Here is a 16,107-nt window from a genome sequence, read left to right on the forward strand (position 1 = left end):
TTGCGGAACCGGCCTGCCAAATCAGCCTTGCTCGGCGCGAACGGCATTCGCAATTTGCTGCATCTGATCTGCTTTCAGGTACCCGCGCAGCATTTCGGTGCCCAGCACAAACGAAGGCGTGCCCGAAATCTGCATCCGCTGCGCCAATTCACGGGTCTTTTGGATTTCCTCGGTGACCTGTTCGCTGTCCATTGCCGCCAGAATCGCGTCACTGTCTAAACCCAGCCCGTCCGAGATACGGCGCAAAGTAACCGGCGACGGTTCCCCGGTGAATTCGAGCAGGGCATCGTGAACCTGTTTATAGGCATCGTCCCCGGCAACATGTTTGGCGGCAACGGCAAAGCGGGATGAGATCATCGACGCGTCTCCGAGGATCGGAAACTCTTTGATCACAAGCCGAATATTGCCATCCTCGGCCAGCAGGCTGGCCACTTCGGGAACCGCACGGCGGCAATATCCGCAGCGATAGTCCATGAATTCGACCAGAGTAATATCTCCGTCCGGATTGCCGCCCACCCAGCTGTACCCGTCGTTGAAAAGCTCATCAGCATTGCTGGCGACAAGCTCTTTATCCGCCTGCGCTTCTTCCACGGCGTTGCGTTGTTCCAGAATGTTGATCGCTTCGATGATGACTTCGGGGTTTTCTAGGAGGTATTCGCGTACCTGCTCTCCGAATTGTTGTTTTTCGGCGTCGGTCAGCTGGCTCAGGTCCAGGGCCTGCGCCGATCCTGCGATCAGGGAAAGCCCCAGAAGGGCTGGTGCAGCGTGTCTGAGGATCATTTCCGTTTCCTTTTCGAATTACTCTTGTTTGCTTGTTCAAACGCAATCAACACATCTTGGGCCCGTTGCCAACCCGGTGATCCGACCGGCAACTGCGCAACCGCGCGTTTCGCGTGAATACCGGCGTCATCCAAACGGCCCTGCAGGGCATATCTTTCGGCTGTAACCGCCGATGCCATGCCAGTATTGCCTGTTTTGGCATAAGCTGCACCCAGGTCTTGCATCAATCTTGCGTTACGAAAATCTCTGGCCCGTGCTTTTTCAAGAATGGCCAAGGCTTCCAATGTCTTACCTTGAACCAACAGGGACCGCCCGAATCCGGCTAGGATAAGTGGGTTATTCGGCGCCAATTCAACGGCTTTGCCATATGCTGCTACCGCATCAGCCACTTGACGGTTTTCAAGCATGATCTGGCCTTTGAGGTCATAGTAATAGGGGTCATTGGGCCGGATTGCCAAAGCACCATCAATCGCAGCGCGCGCTTTGGTCAGATCACGGTTTTGATGGTGGGCTGCTGCCTCGCGCATCAGTCGTATGTCCTGGGCGGTTTCTTCTTTGGCGCGCCGCATCGTCCATGTGGGCGAGCGGATGAAGGCCGAAAGCTTACCTTTCGCCCTTGCGAACCAGTAATCGGCATTCTGGCTGGGTTTGGCTTTATCGCCGAACTCTTCCAGAAACGCCTCGGCGGCGCGCAGCCTCTCGCGGCTGGTGGGGTGTGATCGCATGTATGGGTCCTGGTTGACCGTGTTTAACAGCTCTTGCCCCGCGAATTTACGGTGCAGAGACACCATGCCACTGGGCGAGATGCCGGCCCAACGTAAATAGCTTGCTGCGCTGCGATCCGCCGAGGACTCTTCAGCGCGGGTGTGGCCAAGAAAGCTGCGCAGGGCTGCCGAATTAGTACCGGCTGCAATTCCGAATGCGGCCTCGCCGCCGCCAGCAGCTGCAGCAATCAGTGCCAAAGCCGTCCCAAGCCCGGCTTTTTGCCGTGCTGCATTCAGGTTTTCGTAACGGCGCGATAAGTGCCCGTTGGCGATATGGGCCGCCTCATGTGCGATAACCGCTTGCAACATCTCGGGGCTTTCAACTGAAAGAATTAGCCCATAGTTCAGATAGATCGCATTGTAATCCAGAACGAAGGCATTGAACGTGCTGTCATTGACCACCAGTATCTGGACCCGGTTGGTATTCAGACCGGCGGCGCGCAGAACGGGAAAGGCCAACTCTCGCAGACCGTGTTCAATATCTGGATCACGGATCAGGCTTTGGGCCTGAACAGCGCCTACGAGCCAAGTCACTGCAAACAGCAACAGGGCTGGGATTGACGCCAGCCTGGATACGCGTTCAAAAGCCATGATTGCAACATGGGAGATGGCCATGCGAAACTCAACCCGGTCCGGGGTCGATCCGTTCATCGTGATGGACGTGATGGAGGCTGCCCGCAAAGCCGAAGAAGCTGGCCGCCACATCATCCACATGGAGGTCGGCCAGCCTGGAACCGGCGCACCCAAAGGGGCGACCGAGGCATTGGCTAAGGCAATGGAGCAAGGCCCGCTGGGATATACCGTTGCATTGGGTCTGCCAGCACTGCGCCGCCGGATCGCGCAGATGTATGGCGAGTGGTATAATGTCGATCTCAATCCCGAACGGGTGGTGGTAACCCCCGGTTCGTCAGGCGGATTTCTGCTGGCGTTCACCGCGCTGTTCGACAGCGGGGATCGCGTGGGTATTGGGGCCCCCGGCTATCCGTCATATCGGCAGATATTGCGGGCCCTGGGGCTGGTCGCGGTTGATCTGCCCACCGCTCCGGAACACCGCCTGCAGCCGGTGCCAGCCGATTTCGCAGGGCTAAATTTGCAGGGACTGATGGTGGCCTCGCCCGCCAACCCGACAGGCACCATGCTGGATCGCTCCGCAATGGGGACGCTGATCGAGGCCGCTCAGGGGCAGGGTGCGTCTTTCATCAGTGATGAGATTTACCACGGTCTGGAATACGAAGCCAAAGCCGTCACCGCGCTGGAGCTGACAGATGAGTGCTATGTGATCAACTCATTCTCCAAGTATTTCTCTATGACAGGTTGGCGCGTTGGCTGGATGGTTGTGCCTGAGGATCATGTGCGCGTCGTTGAGCGGATTGCGCAGAACATGTTTATCTGCGCGCCTCACGCCAGCCAGGTGGCAGCGCTGGCGGCGATGGATTGTGATGAGGAATTGCAGGCCAATCTTAATGTCTATCGGCGGAACCGGGCGCTGATGCTGGACGGTCTGCCCAAAGCCGGTTTCACCAATATCGCGCCACCTGATGGGGCATTCTATGTCTACGCCGATGTGTCTGACCTGACCGACGACAGCCGTGCCTTTGCGGCTGAGATTTTGGATAAGGTCGGCGTGGCGGTCACTCCGGGGCTGGATTTCGATCCTCAGCGCGGGCACGGCACCATCCGTTTTTCCTATGCACGTTCGACTGGGGATATCGAAGAGGGGCTGCGGCGGCTTCAGCGTTTCATGGCTGATCGGGGCTTGATTTCTGCCCAAGCCTAAAGCGTTCACATCCAAGTGCGGGTCGGGTAGGCTGCGCTTCAATCGATCTCGGGAAAACTTGAGGCCATGAGCAGAATTATCTACGCCATCGCGCTGATCTGGGCGCTAGGCAGTACCGCCGTTGCGCAGGATTTCAGCGCACTCGCCCGTGTTTTGCCAGACCAAAGTTCGATTGTTGATGACGGGCGGTCCGGTGTAAGCATCCAGCTTGGGCTTAGCCAGGGGGTGCCTTATCGCGTTTTTACCCTGCGCGACCCGTATCGGATGATCCTGGATTTCCAGGAGGTAGACTGGACCGGTCTTGATCGTGACCGCTTTCTACAGACTGGTCGTATCAGTGGTGTGCAGTTCGGCTCTTACGTACCGGGCTGGTCCCGCATGGTGCTAGAGTTGGGCGCGCCTCTGATGGTCGAGACGGCGGATATGCGAGTGGACTCTGCGACTGGGGCCGCGCATTTGACGCTTGGGCTGCAAGGGACAGATTTCGACAGTTTCGCAGCCAGCGCTGGCACGCCCCGGCAAACCGGCTGGGATTTGCCGGAACCGGCGGTAACATCTGTCACGCCTAGGGGGCAGGGCAACGGAACTTTGCGTGTCATGTTGGATCCCGGGCATGGAGGAATTGATCCCGGCGCCGAAGTTGACGGTGATGATGAGAAAACGCTGATGCTGACCTTTGCCCGAGAGCTGCGCGAGATGCTATTGCGCACGGGCGGATACGAGGTTGAGATGACGCGGACCGATGATCAGTTCGTTTCTCTTGAACGTCGTATTGCATTGGCACACCGTGCAGGTGCAGATGTGTTCATCTCTATACATGCCGACATTCTGACAGAAGGGCGGGCTCATGGCGCGGCCGTTTATACGCTGTCTCAAGATGCCTCGGATGTAGCAAGCCACAAACTGGCCGAGCGGCACGACCGCAGTGATTTGATTTCGGGCGTCGATCTGAGCGGTGCGGATGATCAGGTTGCAGATGTTCTGCTGGACCTTGCGCGTCAGGAAACCAGGCCGCGTACGGATGCGTTGGCACAAATGCTGGCGAATGGAATGACGCAACAGGGCGGTCCGATGAACAACAAGCCAATTCGCACCGCCTCATTTTCGGTTCTGAAGGCAGCGGATATTCCTTCCGTTCTGATTGAGCTTGGCTTCCTTTCCAGCCCTAGAGATTTGAAAAATATACGAAATCAGGAGTGGCGCATGGGAATGGCGCGCGGTATTCGGGATGGGCTAGAGAAATGGCGCCAGGACGATATGGTAAAACGATCCCTGATTGGACAGTGACCCCGTGGCGCAAACCGGCTATTATTGGCCATGGTGTTTTGACCCTGCACAGGTGCGACACTATATAGGCGGCACCGCGAGCAAAAGGCAGTAACGTGATCCGTTTCATTCTTTCGATTTTCGGGGCGATATTCAGCCTCGTGACCTTGGGTATTTTTATGGCTGCGCTGGTTATCGGCGCGGTGTTCTGGATGTATGGGCGCGACCTGCCCAGTCACGAATCCCTGGCGCAGTACAAACCGCCCACGATCAGCCGGATTTATTCTGGCGAGGGTCAGCTGATCGACGAATTTGCGCAGGAACGCCGTCTGTTCACCCCGTCAGAAGAAATCCCCGAACTGGTTAAGCAGGCCTTTATTTCGGCCGAAGACAAGAATTTCTATAACCACAAGGGCTATGATCCGCGCGGGATTATTGCCGCTGGTGTCGAGGCAGTGAAATCCAAGGGCGAGAATGTACGGGGTGCATCGACGATCACACAGCAGGTAATGAAGAACTTCCTGTTGTCGGGGGACCGTCGGGCCGAGCGCAAGATCAAAGAGATCATCCTGGCCACACGGCTTGAGAACACGCTGGATAAGGAACAGATCCTAGAACTCTACATGAACGAGATTTTTCTGGGCCAGAACTCGTATGGTGTAACCGCAGCAGCGCAAACCTATTTCAACAAGACCCTTCAGGAATTGGCTCCGCATGAGGCCGCCACTTTGGCGGCTATGCCCAAGGCGCCGTCGGATTATCACCCGGTTCGGCAGAAAGAACGCCTTGTGAACCGGCGCAATTACGTGCTGCGCGAGATGAACCAAAACGGTTATATCGACACGGCGACCTATGAGGCCGAGGTCGAGATGCCTTTGCGGTCTGTTCAGAATGGTGATTTCGAAAGTTTCCGCACCGCCTTGCCGCCGCGGGATTACTTCACCGACGAAATCCGCCGCCAGCTGAGCGAAGATTTCGGCGAGGGCGAGTTCTTCACAGGTGGTTTTACTGTCCGCGCCTCTGTGGATGAGGAAATGCAAGTCAAAGCCGCGCACGCCCTGCGCGAGGCGCTGCAGAAATACGACCGATCTCGTGGAAAATGGCACGGGACTGACGAAGTGATCGCCGAAGAAATTCTGGCGGATGAGGTGCAGTGGCGTGAGGCCTTGGCGATTTTGGAAATCCCCCGTGATGTGGTTCTGCCAACGCAGTGGTATCCCGCAGTAGTACTGGATGTCGGTGAGCAGGCCCTGACCGTCGGCATTGAAAATGGTCCGGCTGACGGCATCGTCCCGCGCTCGGACATCAAGTGGATGCAGGGCAGCTTCTTCGACAACTTCAAACGCGGTGACGTCATTCTGGTAATGGCCGGGGAAGAAGGCCTATGGTCGGCCCGTCAGGTCCCCGAGGTTCAGGGCGGCTTTGTTGCGATGGATGTGAACTCGGGCCGGGTTTTGGCGATGCAGGGCGGATTCTCGTATCAGGATTCTGTGTTCAACCGTGCCACGCAGGCGCAGCGTCAACCCGGGTCAAGCTTTAAGCCTTTCGTCTATGCCGCTGCGTTGGACAGCGGGTATAGCCCTGCGACCATTGTGGTCGACGCTCCGATCGAAGTGAACACACCGCAGGGCCTGTGGCGACCCAAGAATTCGACCAACAAATTCTACGGGCCGACGCCACTGCGTACCGGGATTGAACAGTCGCGGAACCTGATGACCATCCGTCTGGCGCAAGAAGTCACGATGCCCGTGGTTGCCGGATACGCGGAACGCTTTGGCGTTTATGACCGGATGGGTGCTTTCTTGGCCAACTCGCTGGGGTCCGAAGAGACGACGCTGTACAAGATGGTTGCGGCCTATGCGATGTTCGCAAATGGCGGCGAGCGGGTTGAACCCACTCTGGTAGACCGTATTCAGGATCGGTTCGGCAAGACAATCTATCGCCACGATGACCGCCAGTGCCTGGATTGTAATTCGGCCTGGCTGGAACCTGATGAATCCCCCACGATCGAGACCAACCGCAGTCAGGTCATGGATGCGATCACCGCTTATCAGCTGACGTCGATGATGAAAGGTGTCGTGGATCGTGGGACGGCATCCCGTGTTGTCAATCTGCCGGTGCCGACCGCAGGTAAGACCGGGACAACCAATGAATCCAAAGACGCCTGGTTCATCGGCTTTACTTCGAACATCGTTGCTGGCTGCTATATCGGCTACGACCGTCCGCGCCCGATGGGCCGGGGCGCTTATGGTGGCACTTTGTGCGGTCCCGTGTTCCAAAGCTTCATGGAGACAGCTGTCGAGAAATACGGCGGAGGTCCGTTCGAGGTGCCACCGGGTGGTCACTTTATCAAAATCGACCGGTTCAGCGGTGCGCGCTTGCCCTCTGATGCGTCCGGAGACTTTGTCGTGGCCGAGTATTTCCGCGATGGCGCCGACGGCTTTATCGACCGCATCTATGACGGTGGTTTTGCGATGGGTTCCGACCTGCCGCTGTTTGAAGAGGTCAACAGCTCGGGTCGTCAGGTGACCACGTCGACCGGCGACACCATCACCGTTGGCCCAAATGCCAGCCAGGGCGATTTGCAGGGCGGCGGGCTTTATTGATCCGCCGCGCGCAACAATAGGTTCAAGAGCGTTGCCTCAGGCGCTGCTGAAACTATCCCATGGCCGCGCCACATGATGGATAGCGCACATTTTGCAGCGGCCCATTGGGCAAGACGTTTCCGCGACACACCTAACGCTCCGGAGTAAAGCTGGAGGCAGCGTTCGATCTGGTCGCGGCTGCGAACCAGATCGGGCATGCCTTTGGGGTGCCGCAATGCGTTTGCAAGTTCAAAAGCAGGATCGCCCAGATACCCCTTTGCATCAATTACCCGTGCCCCTGAAGGCGTTTGAATTACGTTATCGGTGTGAAGGTCACCATGCAGCGGCACCACCTGCGGTTGGCTCGTCAGAAGGTTTGATGCCAGTTCCGTTGCGCGGATCACATCTCGTTGTAGCGCATCAGGGCAATCGCGGGCAAACGTGCAGTCAAACAGTGGATTGAATACCTCGTGCAATGGTCGCAGCTCGTCGAACGCATCCGTGGGCTTTTGGTGAAGGCGGTGGGCCATATCCGAGAAAACCTGCAGCGCGCTTTCGGCGTTTCCGTCACGCGCGATGTCACCCAGTGTCGGACCCTCCAACCACTCCATCAATACGGCTTTGCCCGCTTCGGCATAAATGGCAACCGCGCCACGATCCCGCCAGAGCGACAAAAGCCTGGTCGAAGCAGCTTCGTTCCCGCGATCTGCGCGGTGGTATAGCTTTAGCGCAGCCGGCCCATAGTCCCGCGCGTGAACTTTCCAGACTAACGCATGCTGGGCTTCGGCGATCAGTGTGGCACGGCATAATCCCCAGCAATCCATGATATCACCCGGAACAATATGCATTCAGGTCTCCGCTGTCTTGTGGTGGCCCCACGCTCTTGCTATCACGCAGGCCTGATTGAGCAAGTTGGGACGTAACCATGCGCGCCGAAACCCAGAATACCGTGGCGGAAATTGAAAAGTCGCTAGAGCTGCTGGCGCAGCGCATGGACTATGAAACCGCACCCCATCGCCTTGAGGAATTCAATGCCCGGGTTGAGGATCCAAACCTGTGGGACAACCCCGAGAATGCGCAAAAACTGATGCGCGAGCGGCAGATGCTGGTCGATGCTATTGAAATCTATGAATCCATCAAAACCGACCTCAGCGACAATATGGAATTGATCGAACTGGGTGAGATGGAAGAGGACGAAGAAGTCGTCACCGACGCCGAAGAGGCAATCAGTAAGCTGAAGGCCAAGGCCGCCAAGAAAGAGCTTGAGGCGCTGCTGGACGGAGAGGCCGACGGCAACGACACTTTCCTTGAGATAAATTCGGGCGCAGGCGGCACCGAAAGCTGCGACTGGGCTTCGATGCTGGCGCGGATGTATGTCCGCTGGGCCGAGAAAAAGGGCTATACGGTCGAGTTGCAATCCGAGACCTCGGGCGAAGAGGCGGGTATTAAATCCGCGGCGTACAAAATTTCTGGCCGCAACGCCTATGGCTGGCTGAAATCGGAAAGCGGCGTGCATCGGCTGGTGCGAATTTCACCTTATGACTCGGCGGCCAAACGGCATACCTCGTTCAGTTCGGTCTGGGTTTACCCGGTGGTGGACGACAATATCGAGATCGAGGTCAACCCGTCCGAGATTCGCATCGACACCTACCGGTCCTCGGGGGCAGGAGGCCAGCACGTGAACACCACGGACTCGGCCGTGCGGATCACGCATATCCCGACCGGGATCGTTGTTACATCATCCGTGAAATCCCAGCACCAGAACCGTGATATTGCGATGAAAGCACTGAAATCCCGCCTGTACCAGCAAGAGCTGGACCGCCGCAATGCTGACATCAATGCAGCCCACGAGGCAAAGGGCGATGCGGGCTGGGGCAACCAGATCCGGTCGTATGTTCTGCAGCCCTACCAGATGGTGAAGGACCTGAGGACTAACCATGAAACCTCGGATACCAAGGGGGTTTTGGATGGGGATCTTGACGGGTTCATGGCCGCCACACTGGCCTTGAACGTGGCTGGCAAAAGCCGGTCCGAAGCGCAGGGCGAAGGCTGATAGCAGCGCGTTCGATGCCCATGATGAAGCTGATCAAAGGACATTGGCAACTGATCGCGCTTGTCGCTTTGGTTTTTGTGTTCTGGTCTACGCCGATTGTGGTGCCTCTGAAGATACTCATCGTTTTCCTGCACGAGCTGTCGCACGCGATAACCGTCGTCCTAACCGGTGGTTCGGTCGAGAGCTTCTCGATCTCACCGCAGCAGGGTGGTCTTGTCACAGCGCGTGGTGGGCAAAGATTCTTCAGCCTGTCCGCCGGTTATCTCGGGTCGCTGGCGCTAGGGATGGGGTTGTTGCTGATAGCATTGCGCACGCATTGGGACCGGGCGGTGCTGGGTGGATTTGGCGGCGTGATGCTGTTGGTAACAGCGCTTTATGTTCGCGATCCCTTTGCCATGGCGTTTTGTGCAGGTGTTGGGGCGGTAATGATCGGCATGGCGTTCTATCTAAGTCGGCCGATCTGTGATCTGGCTTTACGCGTGATCGGGCTGACCAGCGTGATCTATGTGCCTTATGATATCTTTGATGACACGATCCGGCGCTCGGGTGTCCGCTCGGATGCCTACATGCTGGCCCAAGAATTCGGCGGCACGACCATGATGTGGGGCGGGATCTGGCTTGTGTTAAGCGTCCTTTCCATCCTTTTGTGCGTAAAACACTTTCTTGGGCACGACAGCAATTTGCATTTTGAGTCTCGATCCAAGTGACTTCGGGTGGTCTTTGCTAAAAAAGATGCATTCAAACTGAGGGTTTAAATGAGGATACGCTCCGGCTAGGCTGACCAAAAAGGTGGAGCCCAGGGATGGATCTAGGCCAAATAACAGCTGCGGAATTGTTGAGTGCATTGTCCTCTGGGCGTTTATCGGCGGCTGAGCTGATGCAACTGACGCTAGAGCGGATCGCCGCAGTGAACGAGCGCCTGAATGCAATCGTGGCAATGCGTGATCCTGATGATTTGATGGCCGAGGCCCGTGCTGTTGATGCCGGACCAAACCGTGGTCCGCTGCATGGTCTGCCGATTGCCGTCAAAGACTTGGTGAATGTTGCGGGCGTCGTTTCGTCCCAAGGATCACCAATCCTGAATGGGTTCATTCCGGAAACAGACGATCTGTTAGCCCAGCGGATGAAAGAGGCCGGGGCAATCCTGATCGGTAAAACCAATACCCCGGAATTCGGGTTGGGCTCACATACGTTCAACCCTGTATATGGCGTCACATGCAACCCATATGACCCCGAGCGTACCTGCGGCGGTTCATCCGGTGGGGCAGCAGTTGCGCTGGCGTCTGGCATGGTGGCGCTGGCCGATGGGTCTGACATGATGGGCAGCCTGCGCAACCCTGCGGCATGGAACAACGTCTATGGCTTCAGGCCCAGTTGGGGGCGGGTGCCAAACGAACCCGACGGTGACGGGTACTTGCACCAGCTTTCTACATTGGGCCCGATGGCGCGGAGCCCCGAAGATATTGGTCTATTGCTTGATGTGATCAGCGGCACTCATCCGTCTCAACCTTTGGGTCATCCGGGGGAAACCGTGTCTCCGGTCCAACCCGCAGATCTGACCGGAATGCGTATCGGGTGGTTGGATGACTGGGGCGGAGCCTTTCCATTCGAACCTGGTATCCGCGAGATTTGCCGTGACGCGCTCGAGGTGTTCACTCAACTCGGGGCCAAGGTCGAACCCCTCACACCGCCCTTTGACGCAGACCAGATGTGGAATAGCTGGATTACATTGCGTTCGTGGAGCGTGGCCGCCGGTCTTGCGTCTCTGACAGAACACCGCGCGTCACTGAAGGATACTGCGCAATGGGAACTGGACCGTGGTCTGGCGCTGACAGCGATGCAGGTCCATCGTGCCAGTGTTGTGCGAACCGAGTGGTTCCGACGTGCGACCGAAGTTTTCCAGGACTATGATGCGCTTATCCTGCCGTCGGCCCAGGTCTGGCCCTTCGACTTGCAGCTTGCATTTCCCACCGAAATCAACGGCACCCGGATGGATACCTATCACCGTTGGATGCAGGTCGTGGTGCCGGTCAGCCTGATCGGACTGCCTTGCCTCTCGGTTCCTGTTGGATTTGGAGCCGAAGGCTTGCCGATGGGAATGCAGATCTTTGGTCCGCGCGGAGCGGATTCTCGCATTTTGTCCATCGGATCTGCATATCATTCTGCCACCAGTTGGCCGCAAAAACGACCCGCCTGAAAATCGACCGGATACGAAGGATAAAAGCCATGGACAAACAGTTTGGTGTTCCGAACATGGGGCGGGTAGATGTCGAAATGCTGCACGAGGCCCTAAGGCGAGGCTGGAGCGATTTTCGCCGCGCTCCGCTCTTTGGGCTGCTCTTTTCCGGGTTCTATGTTTTGATGGGTTGGCTGATGGTTTGGGTCACTCTCACGACCGGAACGACCTATTGGCTGATTTTGGCCGCAATCGGTTTCCCGATGCTGGGCCCCTTTGCCATGGTGGGGCTGTATGAGGTATCGCGGCGCATTCAAGAGGGTGAAGGTTTGGATTCTCGGGCCATATTTGGCGTAATCCTGGGTCAAAGCCGCCGTCAGTTACCTTCGATCTGCGCCATCATCGTTGTGATGTTTCTGTTCTGGTTCTTTCTTGGCCACATGATCTTTGCCCTTTTTATGGGGCTATCGACCATGACCAATGTGTCTTCGTCCCTTGAGGTGTTCCTTACATCAAACGGGTTGACGATGTTGGCGGTTGGAACAGCTGTTGGCGCGATTTTTGTGACCATCCTCTACATGATCACGGTGCTTTCAATTCCGATGCTTTTGGACCGAGAGCTGGATTTTGTGACCGCAATGATTGCCAGCTATAGCTATGTGGCCGCAAACCTCAGATTGATGCTGGGGTGGGGCGCGCTGATTGCGGTTCTGACGTTTGCCGCAATGATTCCCTGGTTTTTCGGCTTGTTGATCGTACTGCCGCTATTGGGGCACGCCAGTTGGCACCTATACTGGCTGATCTCTCAGGGCGGGGAAATCGCGGGTTAACACGCCAGGTTCGTTGTCAAGCGCGGGCCATGACTTCTGGTCGGCGTGCAATGCGCGCGGCGGCCAGGACTGTCGAGGTGTCGTCCCCTAAATGTCTGAGCAATATCCGCCGTGTCGTCGTTGCGGTAGCTGTAGTTTTTGACAGGCAAATTGCGACACCGCGCCAACAGTTTGTTTGATTTTCAATTCCACGTGTCACCAGATAGATCCTACTTTTCTGAGACGCACGACAGGACATGAGCATATAAATCTGCCGCCCGGCACAGGCCACGATACCCTGTACTTCGCGCTCTGCGACTGATGCTCCGGGTGTCTCGGAAATTGGTTCAAACCCTCTAACCAAAGTACATTGCGGTAACCTTCTGGCGTGAAAAAGCCTGTGTCTCAGGGGTTTTGTGCCATCAAGTTCTGTCTCGGTCGCATAATAGAACCCGCCGGGAAACAGAATTTCAGTCAGGGTGGCAGGGGTGGACCCCAGAAAATCGGTCAGGGCGACCGCAGCCGGGTGCTTGGACGGTTGGTCAATCTGATCCAAGGGATGGAGCAAAATCCGAGCATCAACATCAAAAAAGCGGCATATTCGGTCAAGGACATCGGGTCGGGGAAAGCTTTCGCCGCCAAGATAGCGATTGAACTGAGTTCGGTTCACTCCAAGCTGGCGGCACAGCTCGGAAACTGAATTATATTGTCCAGCAAGAGTTCTCAGATTGGCGCCGAACATCCTGCGTAGGTCGTCGGGGCTGCGGCTGTCGTTCGTCATTTTCGTCCCGGTACTTGTGTGTATTCCGAATAACCGCGACACAACTGGCCAACAAACCAGGCGCTGTCTGAAATCGTACAGATGACCCAGCGGACGCATCCCAACGCCGCGCTACCCTTGAAGGCTAACGCGATGATGCACAGACGCAATAGGTTAATTCTGATTTAGCTTAAACTTTTTGGGCAAATGTGACGTTGATGTTCACGTTTGGCGTATTGTGATCTTGCAAATTGGGTATTGCCGATACCCCGCCGCCAACTGGATGCGCCGGCGGGGCAGTTTTGGTCAATCGCCGCGCAACAGGGCTGCAACGCCGGTTCGGGCGATTTCGATCAGACCCAGCGGGCGCATCAGATCGGCAAAGGCGTCGATCTTGTCAGGTGCGCCGGTGATCTCAAAAATGAACGAATTCAACGTGCTGTCCACGACATTGGCGCGAAAAATATCGGCCAGACGTAGCGCCTCGACCCGCTTGTCGCCGTCGCCGACCACCTTGATGATGGCCAATTCCCGCTCGACCGACGCGCCTTCGACCGTCAGGTCATGCACGTCGCGTACCGATACGATCCGGCCCAGCTGCGCCTTGATCTGTTCGATCACCTGCGGTGTGCCGGTGGTGACGATGGTGATGCGACTGAGGTGGCCGGTATGGTCAACCTCGGCCACGGTCAGGCTTTCGATGTTATAACCACGGCCCGAGAACAGGCCGATGACGCGGGCTAGAACCCCCGGTTCATTCTCGACCAGAACTGCAATGGTATGGCGTTCCTGCACGTCGGAAAACGTGGGTCGTAGGTTATAGGCCGAATGGCGGGTGGAGCCTTTTTTGATATGTAGGGCAGACATGCTGAGCTAGTCCTCTTCGTAGCGAAGGTTCGATACACCTTCGGCATTCTCCAGAATTTTCCAAATTGCGCCACGCAATGCATCCACCTTGGGGGCTGCGTGGTATTTCTTGAACATCTTTCTCACATGCTCAGTCTTTGGTGAGAACTGAACCAGATGGCCATCACCATAGTTTGAGCAGCCGAAAACCAGGGCAAACGGCTCGTCGTGATCAATTTCGTGATACCATCCCCAGTCCTCGGCACAGGCGAAGGAAACCTCAAACCCGGATGCGGCAAGCTCTTCACTCAGAAAGATGCTGAGTTCCTTGCCAAACACATCCGGATTGATGAAATCATCAGATTCTTCGTTCAACTCGTCCGGGGTAGGCTGGAAGCGCGTTGCGTCAAAACTGATCATCTGCGCTGTCATACCAGAACCGAACCTTTGCTATCGATCACGCCCTGCGTCTCGGCCTCGCCCAGCAGCATCTCGTTATGGGCCTTGCCCGACGGGATCATGGGGAAGCAGTTCTCGTGCTTTTCGACCAGACAGTCGAAGATCACGGGGCCGTCATAGTTGATCATCTCCATGATCGCATCGTCCAGATCGGCGGGGTCAGAACACAAGATACCCTTGGCGCCAAACGCCTCGGCGAGCTTGACGAAATCAGGCAGCGCTTCGGACCAGGAATGCGAATACCGTTCGCCATGCAGCAGTTCCTGCCACTGGCGCACCATGCCCAAGCGTTCGTTGTTCAGGATGAACTGTTTTACCGGCAGGCGATACTGCGTAGCAGTGCCCATTTCCTGCATGTTCATCAGCCACGAGGCCTCACCAGCCACGTTGATCACCAGCGCGTCGGGATGTGCCATCTGAACACCGATCGAGGCCGGGAATCCGTAACCCATCGTGCCCAGACCACCTGAGGTCATCCAGCGGTTGGGATCTTCGAAGCCAAGGTATTGAGCGGCCCACATCTGGTGTTGGCCAACCTCGGTCGTGATGTAACGGTCATGTTTTTTGGTCAGTTCTTCAAGGCGTTGCAGCGCGTATTGCGGTTTGATGGTCTTTTCGCTGTTGGTATAGGCAAGGCAGTTCACCTTGCGCCATTCGCCGATCTGTTCCTGCCATTTCGCAATAGCTGCGGTGTTGGTCTTGCGACCGCGCGATTTCCAGACCTTGAGGATGTCCTCAAGCACGTGGGCCACATCGCCAACAATCGGGATATCAACGCGGATCACCTTGTTGATCGAAGACGGGTCGATGTCGATATGCGCTTTTTTGGAATCGGGCGAGAACGCGTCGATCCGTCCAGTGATGCGGTCATCAAAACGAGCGCCGATATTGATCATCAGATCGCAATCATGCATCGCCAGATTGGCCTCATACAACCCGTGCATGCCCAGCATACCAAGCCAGTTTTTGCCCGACGCCGGATAGGCGCCCAGACCCATCAGGGTCGAAGTGATCGGGAAATCTGTTGCGTCTACCAGTTCCCGCAGCAACTGGCTGGCTGCCGGGCCCGAATTGATGACGCCGCCGCCGGTGTAAAAGACGGGTTTCTTGGCGATCTCAATCGCAGCAACCAACTCGGTGATCTCTTCCAGATCGCCCTTCACTATCGGTTGGTAGTGCGAGGTCGAGGGCTTTGGGGCGCTATAGTCACCGGTTGCGAACTGAACGTCTTTGGGGATATCGACCAGAACCGGACCAGGGCGGCCCGAGGTGGCGACATGGAACGCCTCGTGCAGGGTATCGGACAGCGAATTCGTGTCCTTTACCAGCCAGTTATGTTTGGTGCAGGGGCGGGTGATGCCAATAGTATCAGCCTCCTGAAAGGCGTCCGAGCCGATCATGAAGGTTGGAACCTGTCCGGTCAGAACAACAATCGGGATCGAGTCCAGAAGCGCATCTGTCAGCCCGGTCACCGCATTGGTAGCGCCGGGGCCCGAGGTCACAAGTGCAACGCCGGGCTTGCCGGTCGAGCGGGCATAGCCTTCGGCGGCGTGAACCGCACCCTGTTCGTGACGCACCAGAATGTGGCGAATGTCGTTTTGCAGAAAGATCTCATCATAGATCGGTAGCACGGCGCCACCGGGGTATCCGAATACCGTGTCCACGCCCTGATCCTTGAGGGCCTGAACTACCATCTTTGCGCCGGTCATCTCACGTGTCATCTGCTTTGCTCCGTTCGCGACATGTGTCTTGCGTTTCGCATAAAAAAAGCCCCCGAGATTTTCGGAGGCGCATGGGTTCGATTATGGTTTACCGTTACCGGCCCATGCGCG

Annotated in this window: 14 protein-coding genes; 7 read left to right on the forward strand and 7 right to left on the reverse strand. The window is 56.7% G+C overall.

Annotation, left to right across the window (positions count from 1 at the left end):
• Window positions 1-21: 21 nt before the first annotated feature.
• Both AC2FGB_RS01290 and AC2FGB_RS01295 read right to left on the reverse strand, forming a co-directional pair.
• Window positions 22-780 carry a DsbA family protein gene (locus tag AC2FGB_RS01290; RefSeq protein WP_271947549.1) on the reverse strand — a complete coding sequence of 253 codons (759 nt, stop codon included), beginning with the start codon at window positions 778-780 and terminating at the stop codon, window positions 22-24.
• A complete protein-coding gene (locus AC2FGB_RS01295) occupies window positions 777-2,159 on the reverse strand; it encodes a M48 family metalloprotease (protein WP_496693505.1) in 1,383 nt (460 codons plus the stop codon). Before AC2FGB_RS01295 ends, AC2FGB_RS01290 begins: the two co-directional genes overlap by 4 nt.
• Here AC2FGB_RS01295 and AC2FGB_RS01300 point away from each other — a divergent pair.
• The 3 genes from AC2FGB_RS01300 (at window position 2,158) to AC2FGB_RS01310 (ending at window position 7,193) form a co-directional block, all read left to right on the forward strand.
• Window positions 2,158-3,321 (forward strand): pyridoxal phosphate-dependent aminotransferase, encoded by a 1,164-nt coding sequence (locus AC2FGB_RS01300; protein WP_271947547.1) that lies wholly within the window; start codon window positions 2,158-2,160, stop codon window positions 3,319-3,321. The two genes, AC2FGB_RS01295 and AC2FGB_RS01300, sit on opposite strands and share 2 nt — an antisense overlap.
• A gap of 66 nt (window positions 3,322-3,387) precedes the next feature.
• Window positions 3,388-4,608, forward strand: coding sequence for an N-acetylmuramoyl-L-alanine amidase (locus tag AC2FGB_RS01305; protein WP_142633265.1), 1,221 nt, complete (start codon window positions 3,388-3,390; stop codon window positions 4,606-4,608).
• A 95-nt stretch (window positions 4,609-4,703) separates the two neighbouring features.
• Window positions 4,704-7,193 (forward strand): penicillin-binding protein 1A, encoded by a 2,490-nt coding sequence (locus AC2FGB_RS01310; protein WP_496693410.1) that lies wholly within the window; start codon window positions 4,704-4,706, stop codon window positions 7,191-7,193.
• Here AC2FGB_RS01310 and AC2FGB_RS01315 read toward each other — a convergent pair.
• The gene (locus tag AC2FGB_RS01315) at window positions 7,187-8,020 is read right to left on the reverse strand and encodes an aminoglycoside phosphotransferase family protein (RefSeq protein WP_496693411.1); all 834 of its coding nucleotides are present in this window, start codon (window positions 8,018-8,020) and stop codon (window positions 7,187-7,189) included. The genes AC2FGB_RS01310 and AC2FGB_RS01315 overlap by 7 nt on opposite strands.
• A 77-nt stretch (window positions 8,021-8,097) precedes the next feature.
• Here AC2FGB_RS01315 and prfB point away from each other — a divergent pair, with 77 nt between their 5' ends.
• The 4 genes from prfB (at window position 8,098) to AC2FGB_RS01335 (ending at window position 12,231) form a co-directional block, all read left to right on the forward strand.
• Complete coding sequence (gene prfB, locus AC2FGB_RS01320; RefSeq protein WP_496693412.1) at window positions 8,098-9,225, forward strand: peptide chain release factor 2; 1,128 nt, start codon at window positions 8,098-8,100, stop codon at window positions 9,223-9,225.
• A gap of 14 nt (window positions 9,226-9,239) precedes the next feature.
• Complete coding sequence (locus tag AC2FGB_RS01325) at window positions 9,240-9,932, forward strand: M50 family metallopeptidase (protein ID WP_496693413.1); 693 nt, start codon at window positions 9,240-9,242, stop codon at window positions 9,930-9,932.
• 95 nt (window positions 9,933-10,027) lie between these two features.
• Entirely contained in the window at window positions 10,028-11,422 is a 1,395-nt protein-coding gene (locus AC2FGB_RS01330) for an amidase (protein ID WP_496693414.1), read from the forward strand.
• A 29-nt stretch (window positions 11,423-11,451) separates the two neighbouring features.
• Window positions 11,452-12,231 (forward strand): DUF2189 domain-containing protein, encoded by a 780-nt coding sequence (locus AC2FGB_RS01335; protein ID WP_271947537.1) that lies wholly within the window; start codon window positions 11,452-11,454, stop codon window positions 12,229-12,231.
• Between the two features lie 16 nt (window positions 12,232-12,247).
• On the opposite strand, the gene AC2FGB_RS01340 is transcribed toward AC2FGB_RS01335, so the two are convergent.
• From AC2FGB_RS01340 to AC2FGB_RS01355, 4 genes are all read right to left on the reverse strand, one after another.
• A complete protein-coding gene (locus AC2FGB_RS01340; RefSeq protein WP_496693415.1) occupies window positions 12,248-13,090 on the reverse strand; it encodes a helix-turn-helix domain-containing protein in 843 nt (280 codons plus the stop codon).
• A 186-nt stretch (window positions 13,091-13,276) separates the two neighbouring features.
• Window positions 13,277-13,837 carry an acetolactate synthase small subunit gene (gene ilvN / locus AC2FGB_RS01345; RefSeq protein ID WP_142633282.1) on the reverse strand — a complete coding sequence of 187 codons (561 nt, stop codon included), beginning with the start codon at window positions 13,835-13,837 and terminating at the stop codon, window positions 13,277-13,279.
• A 6-nt stretch (window positions 13,838-13,843) separates the two neighbouring features.
• Window positions 13,844-14,236, reverse strand: a complete 393-nt coding sequence (locus tag AC2FGB_RS01350; protein ID WP_271947534.1) for a hypothetical protein — start codon at window positions 14,234-14,236, stop codon at window positions 13,844-13,846.
• Window positions 14,237-14,244: 8 nt separating this feature from the next.
• Window positions 14,245-15,996: an acetolactate synthase 3 large subunit gene (locus AC2FGB_RS01355; RefSeq protein ID WP_496693416.1), complete on the reverse strand. Its 1,752-nt coding sequence runs from the start codon at window positions 15,994-15,996 to the stop codon at window positions 14,245-14,247.
• Window positions 15,997-16,107: the final 111 nt, after the last annotated feature.

Source organism: Ruegeria sp. CDSC021 (genome assembly GCF_059610845.1).

Excerpts from the sequence above, each read along its gene's own strand:
- AC2FGB_RS01290 (WP_271947549.1), bottom strand. The coding sequence starts at position 780 with ATGATCCTCAGACACGCTGCACCAGCCCTTCTGGGGCTTTCCCTGATC.
- AC2FGB_RS01300 (WP_271947547.1), top strand. The coding sequence starts at position 2,158 with ATGCGAAACTCAACCCGGTCCGGGGTCGATCCGTTCATCGTGATGGAC.
- AC2FGB_RS01295 (WP_496693505.1), bottom strand. The coding sequence starts at position 2,159 with ATGGCCATCTCCCATGTTGCAATCATGGCTTTTGAACGCGTATCCAGG.
- AC2FGB_RS01305 (WP_142633265.1), top strand. The coding sequence starts at position 3,388 with ATGAGCAGAATTATCTACGCCATCGCGCTGATCTGGGCGCTAGGCAGT.
- AC2FGB_RS01315 (WP_496693411.1), bottom strand. The coding sequence starts at position 8,020 with ATGCATATTGTTCCGGGTGATATCATGGATTGCTGGGGATTATGCCGT.
- prfB (WP_496693412.1), top strand. The coding sequence starts at position 8,098 with ATGCGCGCCGAAACCCAGAATACCGTGGCGGAAATTGAAAAGTCGCTA.
- AC2FGB_RS01325 (WP_496693413.1), top strand. The coding sequence starts at position 9,240 with ATGCCCATGATGAAGCTGATCAAAGGACATTGGCAACTGATCGCGCTT.
- AC2FGB_RS01330 (WP_496693414.1), top strand. The coding sequence starts at position 10,028 with ATGGATCTAGGCCAAATAACAGCTGCGGAATTGTTGAGTGCATTGTCC.
- AC2FGB_RS01335 (WP_271947537.1), top strand. The coding sequence starts at position 11,452 with ATGGACAAACAGTTTGGTGTTCCGAACATGGGGCGGGTAGATGTCGAA.
- AC2FGB_RS01340 (WP_496693415.1), bottom strand. The coding sequence starts at position 13,090 with ATGCGTCCGCTGGGTCATCTGTACGATTTCAGACAGCGCCTGGTTTGT.
- ilvN (WP_142633282.1), bottom strand. The coding sequence starts at position 13,837 with ATGTCTGCCCTACATATCAAAAAAGGCTCCACCCGCCATTCGGCCTAT.
- AC2FGB_RS01350 (WP_271947534.1), bottom strand. The coding sequence starts at position 14,236 with ATGATCAGTTTTGACGCAACGCGCTTCCAGCCTACCCCGGACGAGTTG.
- AC2FGB_RS01355 (WP_496693416.1), bottom strand. The coding sequence starts at position 15,996 with ATGACACGTGAGATGACCGGCGCAAAGATGGTAGTTCAGGCCCTCAAG.